Annotated in this window: 10 protein-coding genes; 7 read left to right on the forward strand and 3 right to left on the reverse strand. The window is 71.8% G+C overall.

All coding sequences use genetic code 11. From position 1 onward, the window contains the following. Positions 1-194: 194 nt before the first annotated feature. Positions 195-1,274, reverse strand: a complete 1,080-nt coding sequence (locus ACFXA3_RS23755; protein WP_385189818.1) for a hypothetical protein — start codon at positions 1,272-1,274, stop codon at positions 195-197. Between the two features lie 296 nt (positions 1,275-1,570). Between ACFXA3_RS23755 and deoC the strand changes: the two genes are divergently transcribed. From deoC to ACFXA3_RS23770, 3 genes are read left to right on the forward strand one after another with little or no spacing between them, the layout of a single operon-like run. Beyond that, positions 1,571-2,533 carry a deoxyribose-phosphate aldolase gene (gene deoC, locus ACFXA3_RS23760; RefSeq protein WP_385189836.1) on the forward strand — a complete coding sequence of 321 codons (963 nt, stop codon included), beginning with the start codon at positions 1,571-1,573 and terminating at the stop codon, positions 2,531-2,533. Positions 2,534-2,538: 5 nt separating this feature from the next. Beyond that, positions 2,539-3,975, forward strand: a complete 1,437-nt coding sequence (locus ACFXA3_RS23765) for an aldehyde dehydrogenase family protein (protein WP_385189820.1) — start codon at positions 2,539-2,541, stop codon at positions 3,973-3,975. Then, positions 3,968-4,864 (forward strand): aldehyde dehydrogenase family protein, encoded by an 897-nt coding sequence (locus tag ACFXA3_RS23770; protein WP_385189823.1) that lies wholly within the window; start codon positions 3,968-3,970, stop codon positions 4,862-4,864. Before ACFXA3_RS23765 ends, ACFXA3_RS23770 begins: the two co-directional genes overlap by 8 nt. Positions 4,865-4,935: 71 nt before the next feature. On the opposite strand, the gene ACFXA3_RS23775 is transcribed toward ACFXA3_RS23770, so the two are convergent. Beyond that, positions 4,936-5,280 (reverse strand): hypothetical protein, encoded by a 345-nt coding sequence (locus tag ACFXA3_RS23775; RefSeq protein WP_385189826.1) that lies wholly within the window; start codon positions 5,278-5,280, stop codon positions 4,936-4,938. Positions 5,281-5,334: 54 nt separating this feature from the next. On the opposite strand from ACFXA3_RS23775, the gene ACFXA3_RS23780 reads away from it, so the two are divergent. Next, positions 5,335-6,039, forward strand: a complete 705-nt coding sequence (locus ACFXA3_RS23780; protein ID WP_385189839.1) for a uridine kinase — start codon at positions 5,335-5,337, stop codon at positions 6,037-6,039. 120 nt (positions 6,040-6,159) lie between these two features. Here the strand turns inward: ACFXA3_RS23780 and ACFXA3_RS23785 are convergent, their stop codons facing one another. Continuing rightward, the gene (locus ACFXA3_RS23785) at positions 6,160-6,864 is read right to left on the reverse strand and encodes a SigE family RNA polymerase sigma factor (protein WP_385189829.1); all 705 of its coding nucleotides are present in this window, start codon (positions 6,862-6,864) and stop codon (positions 6,160-6,162) included. 182 nt (positions 6,865-7,046) lie between these two features. Between ACFXA3_RS23785 and afsQ1 the strand changes: the two genes are divergently transcribed. The 3 genes from afsQ1 to ACFXA3_RS23800 all read left to right on the forward strand — a co-directional run. Beyond that, a complete protein-coding gene (gene afsQ1, locus ACFXA3_RS23790) occupies positions 7,047-7,724 on the forward strand; it encodes a two-component system response regulator AfsQ1 (protein WP_180291024.1) in 678 nt (225 codons plus the stop codon). Continuing rightward, entirely contained in the window at positions 7,622-9,208 is a 1,587-nt protein-coding gene (locus ACFXA3_RS23795; protein ID WP_385189842.1) for an ATP-binding protein, read from the forward strand. The genes afsQ1 and ACFXA3_RS23795 overlap by 103 nt, the downstream gene beginning before the upstream one ends. After that, the coding region (locus ACFXA3_RS23800; RefSeq protein WP_385189833.1) for a hypothetical protein at positions 9,192-9,743 on the forward strand (552 nt) is incomplete at its 3' end. The genes ACFXA3_RS23795 and ACFXA3_RS23800, both read left to right, overlap by 17 nt.

Below are 9,743 nucleotides of genomic sequence, written 5' to 3' on the forward strand. Positions count from 1 at the left end.
GGCGGCGGGGGGCCTGGGGGGGGCTCCGGGGGACACGGGCCCGGCGGCCCCCCACAGGGGGGGGCCCGCCGGATGGGGTGTGGGTGGAGCGGTGGCCTGAGGAGGGCCGGACACTGCGGGTGGTGCGGGATGGTGCAGGCGGTGCGGGATGGTGCGGGGTGGTGGGGAAGTGCGGGTGGTGCAGGCGGTGCGGGTCAGCCGCGGTTGCGGGCCGTGCGGTTGCGGGCCACCCAGGCCGCGCCGAGCCCGGCGAGGAGCGCGATCAGCGTGCCGCCCGCCGCCACGGTGATGCTGTTGTCGGTGTCCTCGGCGGCGAAGTCCGCGCCGGCGGCCACCCCGCCCCGGGGCACGATCACGGTCTGCGCGCCGCCCTGCGGCTTCACGTCGGCGACCGGCTTGGCGTCGGCGGCCGGCTGCACGGCGGCGGCCGGCTGTACGGCGGGGGCGGCGGGCTTGGCGGCGGTCCCTGCCTCCGGCAGCAGGTAGAGGGCCGGGGCGCCCCCGCCCTGCATCCGGACGGTCAGGCCGTAGCGGCCGTTGTCCGTCTTGGCGAGCTCGTACGCGGTGCCGTCGACGACCGCGCGGGGGCCGGACAGGTCCAGCGCGGCCAGTACACGGCCCGCCCGGCCGTCGGCCGGCTTCCAGTCGTCGGAGACGGCGCGGATCCAGACCTCGGGGCCCTCGGAGTCGTTGCGCAGCACCGCGATGCGGCCCTTGCCGACGAGGACGACCTCACCGTCGTAGCGGTCCTTGCCGGCGGTGACCGGCGTCTTCGCGGCGGCGGCGGGGGTCTTCGGGTTCTCCGGGGCGGGCTTGACCGGCACGTCCGGGGTCTTCGGGGACCCGGCCTTCGGGGACGACGCCTTCGGCAGCGGGAAGGACTCGGTGGCACCGTCCTTGGTGACCGTCAGCACCGGGGCGGAAGTGTTCAGCCGGGTGAGCTTCAGGCTGAGCCCGTTGACCGTGTCACCGGAGTGCGAGCGGTCCAGCAGGGTCAGGACCCGGACCATGTAGGTGTCGCCCGGCTTCCACTGCTCGCCGACGGCGCGGATCCAGGCTTCGGGGCCTTCGGGCCCGTTGCGCAGCACCGCGACCAGTCCGGCGCCGATGTAGACCGGCTCGCCCGCGTAGCGGTCGTCGTCCGAGACGGTTCCGTACCCCGAAGCCGTCGCACTGTGCACGGCCGGCGCGGCGAACGCGGTCGTGCACGCCGGCGCGAGCAGGGCCCCGGCGAGGGCGGCGGTGACGATCGAGGTGCGGAGGGCGGAACGCATAACGACTCCTGGAAGCTGTTTCGAGGATAAGTGGGAGAGTCGCATGCCGCGTTTTCTCTGTCGGGCTTTCATCCGGTGAGGTCTGGCGGGCTGCTGAAGAGAAATTTACGGATCCCGTTCGACCGGACGATCAGGTTCCCGTCTTCGCCGTGTAACAGCAAAAGCGGAGGTCAGCGGTCCGCAGCCGTGAGTGCGGCCGGATGCCCGCCGTGCCCGGATGTGGCCGGTCCCGCACAGATGTGCACCCGCAGGGGGTGACAGGCAGCTACGCGCGTAGATATGCTCATCTGGTGACCATGCCCACCACCCTCTCCGCATTCGCTGACGTGACGACGTCCGACAGCGCGCTGCGCCGCTTCCTGCACGGGCTGCCCGGCGTAGACGCCGTCGGCCTGGAGGCCCGCGCGGCCGCGCTCGGTACCCGTTCGATCAAGACCACGGCCAAGGCGTACGCCATTGACCTGGCCATTTCCATGATCGACCTGACCACGCTCGAGGGTGCGGACACCCCGGGCAAGGTCCGAGCGCTCTCCGCCAAGGCCGTCAACCCCGACCCGACCGACCGCAGCACGCCCATGACCGCCGCGGTCTGCGTCTACCCCGACATGGTGGCCACCGCCAAGGCGGCCCTGAACGGCGCCGACGTCAAGGTGGCCTCCGTCGCGACCGCCTTCCCGGCCGGCCGCGCCGCGCTGCCCGTCAAGCTCGCGGACACCCGTGACGCCGTCGCCGCCGGCGCCGACGAGATCGACATGGTCATCGACCGTGGCGCCTTCCTCGCCGGCCGCTACCTGGAGACGTACGAGCTGATCAAGGCCGTCAAGGAGGCGTGCGTACGCCCCGACGGGACCGCCGCCCGCCTCAAGGTGATCTTCGAGACCGGCGAACTGTCCACGTACGACAACATCCGCAGGGCCTCCTGGATCGGCATGCTCGCGGGCGCCGACTTCATCAAGACCTCCACGGGCAAGGTCGGCGTCAACGCCACCCCGGCGAACACGCTGCTGATGCTCGAAGCCGTCCGTGACTTCAGGGCGCAGACTGGAATCCAGATCGGCGTGAAGCCGGCCGGCGGCATCCGGACCACCAAGGACGCCGTCAAGTTCCTGGTCCTGGTCAACGAGACCGTGGGCGAGGACTGGCTGTCCAACCACTGGTTCCGCTTCGGCGCCTCCAGCCTGCTCAACGACCTGTTGATGCAGCGCCAGAAGCTGAGCACCGGCCGTTACTCCGGTCCCGACTACGTGACGGTGGACTGATCACCATGGCATCCCTTTTCGAGTACGCACCGGCCCCCGAGTCGCGTTCCGTCGTCGACATCGCCCCCTCCTACGGGCTCTTCATCGACGGCGAGTTCACCGACGCCGCCGACGGCAAGGTCTTCAAGACCGTCTCGCCGTCGTCCGAGGAGGTCCTCTCCGAGGTCGCCCAGGCCGGCGCCGCCGACGTCGACCGCGCCGTCAGGGCCGCCCGCAAGGCCTTCGCGACGTGGTCCGCGCTGCCGGGTTCCGAGCGCGCCAAGTACCTCTTCCGCATCGCCCGGATCATCCAGGAGCGCAGCCGCGAGCTCGCCGTCCTGGAGACCCTGGACAACGGCAAGCCGATCAAGGAGACCCGCGACGCGGACCTCCCGCTCGTCGCCGCGCACTTCTTCTACTACGCGGGCTGGGCCGACAAGCTCGACCACGCGGGCTACGGCCCGAACCCGCGCCCGCTCGGCGTCGCCGGCCAGGTCATCCCGTGGAACTTCCCGCTGCTGATGCTCGCGTGGAAGATCGCCCCGGCGCTCGCCGCCGGCAACACGGTCGTCCTCAAGCCCGCCGAGACCACCCCGCTCTCCGCGCTGTTCTTCGCGGACATCTGCCGCCAGGCGGGCCTGCCCAAGGGCGTCGTCAACATCCTCACGGGCTACGGCGACGCGGGCGCGGCCCTCGTCGAGCACCCGGACGTCAACAAGGTCGCCTTCACCGGCTCGACCGCGGTCGGCAAGGCCATCGCCCGCCAGATCGCCGGCACGGACAAGAAGGTCACCCTGGAGCTGGGCGGCAAGGGCGCCAACATCGTCTTCGACGACGCCCCCATCGACCAGGCCGTCGAGGGCATCGTCACCGGCATCTTCTTCAACCAGGGCCAGGTCTGCTGCGCGGGCTCGCGCCTGCTGGTCCAGGAGTCGATCCACGACGAGCTGCTGGACTCCCTCAAGCGCCGCCTGAGCACCCTGCGCCTGGGCGACCCGCTCGACAAGAACACCGACATCGGCGCGATCAACTCCGCCGAGCAGCTCGCCCGGATCACGGCGCTCGCCGAGACCGGCGAGGCCGAGGGTGCCGAGCGCTGGTCCCCGGCGTGCGAGCTGCCGTCCTCCGGCTACTGGTTCGCCCCGACGCTCTTCACGAACGTCACCCAGGCGCACACCGTCGCCCGCGACGAGATCTTCGGCCCGGTGCTGTCCGTACTGACGTTCCGCACGCCCGACGAGGCCGTCGCCAAGGCCAACAACAGCCAGTACGGCCTGTCCGCCGGCATCTGGACGGAGAAGGGCAGCCGCATCCTCGCGGTCGCCAACAAGCTCCGCGCGGGTGTGGTGTGGGCCAACACGTTCAACAAGTTCGACCCGACCTCGCCCTTCGGCGGCTACAAGGAGTCGGGCTTCGGCCGCGAGGGCGGCCGCCACGGTCTGGAGGCCTACCTCGATGTCTGAGACCTCTCTGCGTCTGAACGTCTTCAAGACCTACAAGCTGTACGTCGGGGGCAAGTTCCCCCGCTCCGAGAGCGGCCGGGTGTACGAGGTGAGCGACTCGAAGGGCAAGTGGCTGGCCAACGCGCCCCTGTCCTCCCGCAAGGACGCCCGTGACGCGGTCGTCGCGGCCCGCAAGGCCTTCGGCGGCTGGTCCGGCGCGACCGCCTACAACCGCGGGCAGATCCTCTACCGCATCGCCGAGATGCTGGAGGGCCGCCGCGAGCAGTTCGTCCGCGAGGTCGGCGAGGCGGAGGGCCTGTCCAAGTCGAAGGCCGGCGCGGTCGTCGACGCGGCCATCGACCGCTGGGTCTGGTACGCGGGCTGGACCGACAAGATCGCCCAGATCGTGGGCGGGGCCAACCCCGTCGCCGGGCCGTTCTTCAACCTCTCCACCCCCGAGCCGACCGGCGTCGTCACCGTCATCGCCCCCCAGGAGTCCTCGTTCCTGGGCCTGGTCTCGGTGATCGCCCCCGTGATCGCGACCGGCAACACGGCGGTCGTGATCACCTCGGAGAAGTCGCCGCTCCCGGCGCTTTCGCTGGGCGAGGTGCTGGCCACCTCCGACCTGCCCGGCGGCGTCGTCAACATCCTGTCCGGCAAGGCCGCCGAGATGGGCCCGCACCTGGCGTCCCACCAGGACGTCAACGCGATCGACCTGGCGGGTGCCGACGCGGCGCTGGCCAAGGAGCTGGAGATCGCCGCGGCCGACAACCTCAAGCGCGTCCTGCGTCCACAGCCTGTGGACGACTGGAGCGCCGACCCGGGCACGCACCGCATGACGGCGTTCCTGGAGACCAAGACGGTCTGGCACCCGACGGGCTCGCTCGGCTCGGGCGGATCCTCGTACTAGACGGTCACCCGCGTGCACCGGCCCCGGCAGCGTCTCCCCACGCCGCCGGGGCCTTCGCACACCCGGCCCCGCTACTTCGGCAGCAGCGGCCCGAGCAGCGAGGACGCCGCCGCGTCGGGCAGCTCCCCGACGGACGGCCCCTGCGTCAGGATCCCCGTGACCATGGTGGTCCCGACCGCCGGGAAGTCCGCGACCCTGGTCGCCACGCCGTTGTCGAGCGGGTCCACGCCGGTGTGGGCCAGCGGATTCACCTTGAGGTTCGCGATCGGGTCGGTGACCCCGGCGAGCGCCGCCGGAACGGAGAGCTCACCGGCCTGGGCACCGCCCGCGGCCATGGCCAGGGCCGCACCGGCCATCGAGAGCGTGAGTCCTGCGGAGCGCAGCGTGGAGCTGCCGGGGGCTGCGTGACGTGCCATGGGGATCCCGCCTGAGGTCGTAGTCGCGTGCGCACGCAGCGTAGTTGAGGTGTGATCCTGGATACCAACCGGCCACCGGAGGCATCCCCTGCGCGGGGGAATGGTTCACACTGGTGTCCCGTGAGCTCCTCCTCTCCTTTGCCTACGCGTGTCGTCCTGTTGACCGGGCCCTCCGGGTCCGGGAAGTCCAGGCTGGCTGCCCGTTCCGGGCTGCCGGTGCTGCGCCTGGACGACTTCTACAAGGAGGCCGACGACCCGACCCTCCCCCTGGTCGAAGGCAGTTCCGACATCGACTGGGACTCCCCGCTGTCCTGGGACGCGGACGCGGCGGTCGCCGCCATCGTGGAACTCTGCGCCGCAGGCCGCACCGAGGTGCCGGTGTACTCCATCGCCTCGTCCTCCCGTACGGGTACGGAGACGCTGGACATCGCGCGCACCCCGCTGTTCATCGCGGAGGGCATCTTCGCGGCCGACATCGTGGCCCGGTGCCAGGAGGCGGGGCTCCTCGCGGACGCCATCTGCCTGCGCGGGCGCCCGTCGACGACGTTCCGGCGCCGGCTCGCCAGGGACCTGCGCGAGGGCCGCAAGTCGCTGCCGTTCCTGCTGCGCCGGGGCTGGCGGCTGATGCGGGCGGAACGCGGCATCGTGGCCCGGCACACCGCCCTCGGCGCGCACGCCTGCGCCCGTGACGAAGCCCTCGGCCGCCTGGCCGCCTGCGCGGCCGGCCGCCACCGCACCACGGCCCCGGCCCGGACATGAGGAAAGGCGGGACCCCGCGGACCCCCGGCCGCTTGATCCCGCCTTCCCGTCCCCCCCATCGGCCTCCCGCCCCACCCCCGTAGGACGGGCCCCCTGGCCCATGGTCTGTGGTGTGCCGCGCTACGCGACGAGCTCCTCGAAGGACTCCGCCTCGTCGCGGCCGAAGCTCAGCGCCTCGTCGTCCCGCAGCCGCCGCAGCGACCGCCAGATGCTCGACTTCACGGTGCCGACGCTGATCCCCAGGATCTCGGCGATCTCCGGGTCCGTGCGGCCCTCGTAGTAACGCAGCACCAGCATGGTGCGCTGCGGCTCCGGAATGCGGGCCAGTGCCTGCCACAGCACCGCGCGCAGTTCCGTGCCCCGCATCGCGTCCGTGTCGGACGCCGTCTCCGGCAGCTCCTCCGTCGGGTACTCGTTCAGCTTCCGCCGGCGCCACGCGCTGATGTGCAGGTTCGTCATCGTGCGCCGCAGGTATCCGCCGACGGCCGCCTTGTCGCTGATGCGGTCCCAGGCGCGGTACGTGGAGAACAGGGCGCTCTGGAGCAGGTCCTCGGCCTCGTAACGGTCACCGGTCAGGTGGAAGGCCGTCGCGTACAGGGCGGCCCGCCGCTCCCGGACGTACGCCGTGAACTCGGCCTCCGAGGTGGCGGACAGCTCGGGAGCGGGCTGTGCCGGAACGGAAGACCGGTACGTGTTCGCGTCGATGGCCACCGTGTGCGCCGGCCGCGGACGGGCGACCGTCACCGAACGGACACCTGCCCGGCGGTTCACATCGTGCAGCCGCGTGACAACCGCGCTGGTGCTGGTGCTGTGCAGCGTGTTCATCTCGCGCCCCCCGTCGTGGAGTCTGTCTGCTTCGGATCCCGCTCTGTTGCGTTGGTAGAAGACTGCCCGGCCGACTTAACCGGGGTGTCCGCCGACTGTCACAGGCCTGTCACAGCGGTCCCCGTGCGATCCCTTCGACCCGACGGTCGAACTCCCAACGGTCGATGGGACAGAATGAGCCCGTGCCTTTCCTGTTGCTGATCGAGGACGACGACGCCATCCGCACGGCCCTCGAACTCTCCCTGTCCCGCCAGGGCCACCGTGTGGCCACTGCGGCGACGGGCGAGGACGGCCTGAAACTGCTGCGCGAGCAGCGGCCGGACCTGATCGTGCTGGACGTCATGCTGCCCGGGATCGACGGTTTCGAGGTCTGCCGGCGGATCCGCCGCACCGACCAGCTGCCGATCATCCTGCTGACCGCCCGCAGCGACGACATCGATGTCGTCGTGGGCCTGGAGTCGGGCGCCGACGACTACGTCGTCAAGCCCGTCCAGGGCCGCGTGCTCGACGCCCGCATCCGGGCCGTCCTGCGCCGCGGGGAGCGGGAGGCCAGCGACTCCGCGGTCTTCGGGTCCCTGGTCATCGACCGGGCCGCGATGACGGTCACGAAGAACGGCGAGGACCTCCAGCTGACGCCGACCGAACTGCGGCTGCTGCTGGAACTCAGCCGCCGGCCCGGGCAGGCCCTGTCCCGCCAGCAGCTGCTGCGGCTGGTCTGGGAGCACGACTACCTCGGCGACTCCCGGCTCGTGGACGCCTGCGTACAGCGGCTGCGCGCCAAGGTCGAGGAAGTGCCGTCCTCGCCCACCCTGATCCGGACCGTGCGGGGTGTCGGCTACCGGCTGGACTCGCCACAGTGATCAAAGCCCTGTTCGCGGGCCGGCGCTGGACCAGCCTGCGGCTGCGGCTCCTCATGGTGTTCTCGCTGGTCGCGCTGGTCGCCGCCGTGTCCGCCTCCGGCATCGCGTACTGGCTCAACCGCGAGGCCGTGCTCACCCGCACCCAGGACGCGGCGCTCGGCGACTTCCGCCAGGAGATGCAGAACCGGGCCGCGGCGCTGCCCGCCGACCCGACGCCCGAGGAGATGCAGCGCACCGCCGAGCTGATGGCGGGCAGCAGCCCCGGCTACAGCGTGCTGCTGGTCGACGAGCGCAAGGACGGCCGCAAGGTGTTCGGCGCGGCCGGTCCCGACTCCTTCGGGCTGGACGACGTACCGGGCTCGCTCCAGCGCGCGGTCAACGACCGGCAGAAGGCCACGGCCGCGACGGACGCCGAGTACCACATGTACTGGCAGCGCACGAAGCCGCGCGGCAACCCGTACCTGGTCGGCGGGACGCGGATCGTGGGCGGCGGGCCGACCGGCTACATGTACAAGTCCCTGGCGCAGGAGCGCGACGACCTGAACGCGCTCGGCTGGTCGCTGACCATCGCCACGGGCCTCGCGCTGCTCGGGTCCGCGCTGCTGGCGCAGGCGGCGGCCCGGACGGTGCTCAAGCCCGTACAACGGCTGGGGGACGCGGCGCGGCGCCTCGGCGAGGGCGAGCTGGACCACCGGCTCGACGTGTCGGGGACCGACGAACTCGCCGACCTGTCGCACACGTTCAACAAGACGGCGGAAGCGCTGGAGAAGAAGGTCGCCGACATGAGCGCCCGCGAGGAGGCCAGCCGGCGCTTCGTCGCGGACATGTCGCACGAGCTGCGCACTCCGCTGACGGCGCTGACGGCGGTCGCCGAGGTGCTGGAGGAGGAGGTCGAGGACCTCGATCCGATGATCGCACCGGCGGTCGGCCTGGTGGTCAGCGAGACGCGGCGGCTGAACATCCTCGTCGAGAACCTGATGGAGGTCACCCGCTTCGACGCGGGGACGGCCCGGCTGGTGCTGGACGACGTGGACGTCGCCGACCAGGTGACGGCGTGCATCGACGCGCGGGCCTGGCTCGACGCGGTCGAACTGGACGCGGAGCGGGGCATCGTGGCCCGCCTCGACCCTCGCCGCCTCGACGTCATCCTCGCCAACCTGATCGGCAACGCGCTCAAGCACGGCGGCTCGCCGGTGCGGGTGTCCGTGGTCGTCGAGGGCGACTGGCTGTCGATCGCGGTGCAGGACAACGGGCCGGGCATCCCGGAGGAAGTGCTGCCGCACGTCTTCGACCGGTTCTACAAGGCGAGCGCGTCGCGGCCGAAGTCGGACGGCAGCGGACTGGGCCTGTCGATCGCGATGGAGAACGCGCACATCCACGGCGGCGACATCAGCGCGGCCAACGGGCCGGGGGGCGGAGCGCTGTTCACGCTGAGGCTGCCGGTGGACGTGGGGAAGGTGATTGCCGGTGACGCGGACGCGTAGGGCACTGGTGCTGCTGGCCGTGGCGGGCCTGGTGTCCGGGTGCGGGATCAGGGCGACGACGGTCCCGGTGGACGTCGGCGCGGCGCCGTCACGGGTGTCGTGCGACACGCCGGTGCCGCAGACCGGGGTGCAGGGTTTCCGGGCCACGGTGGAACTGGTGTGCGGATCGCAGCTGGTCGGCGTGGAGCGGGTGGTGCCGGTACCGGAGAAGAAGCCGGTGAAGGACCCCGTGGTGCTGGTTGCCGAGGCGCTGCTGGAGGCGCTGGAACGGGACCCGTCGGCGGAGGAGCGCGACGCGGGCTTCACGACCGGCGTCCCGGAAGGGCTGACGGTCGCCCCGGCGCGGGCGAACGACCCGGCGGGCACGATACGCATCAGCCGCAAGCCGGAGGACCTGCCGCCGGTGGCGCTGTCGCAGGTGGTGTGCACGCTGGCGGGCAGCGAGGCGGTGTCGGCGGGGCCGGGGCCGGTGGTCCTGGGCGGGCCGGACGCGGATCCGCCGCGGGCGTGGGAGTGCACGGAGGCGGTCCGCAGC

The organism is Streptomyces sp. NPDC059456 (genome assembly GCF_042750055.1).
GTDB lineage: Bacteria > Actinomycetota > Actinomycetes > Streptomycetales > Streptomycetaceae > Streptomyces.

Bases quoted from the DNA above. Each gene is read 5' to 3' on its own strand.
- ACFXA3_RS23755 (WP_385189818.1), bottom strand. From the start codon at position 1,274: ATGCGTTCCGCCCTCCGCACCTCGATCGTCACCGCCGCCCTCGCCGGG.
- deoC (WP_385189836.1), top strand. From the start codon at position 1,571: ATGCCCACCACCCTCTCCGCATTCGCTGACGTGACGACGTCCGACAGC.
- ACFXA3_RS23765 (WP_385189820.1), top strand. From the start codon at position 2,539: ATGGCATCCCTTTTCGAGTACGCACCGGCCCCCGAGTCGCGTTCCGTC.
- ACFXA3_RS23770 (WP_385189823.1), top strand. From the start codon at position 3,968: ATGTCTGAGACCTCTCTGCGTCTGAACGTCTTCAAGACCTACAAGCTG.
- ACFXA3_RS23775 (WP_385189826.1), bottom strand. From the start codon at position 5,280: ATGGCACGTCACGCAGCCCCCGGCAGCTCCACGCTGCGCTCCGCAGGA.
- ACFXA3_RS23785 (WP_385189829.1), bottom strand. From the start codon at position 6,864: ATGAACACGCTGCACAGCACCAGCACCAGCGCGGTTGTCACGCGGCTG.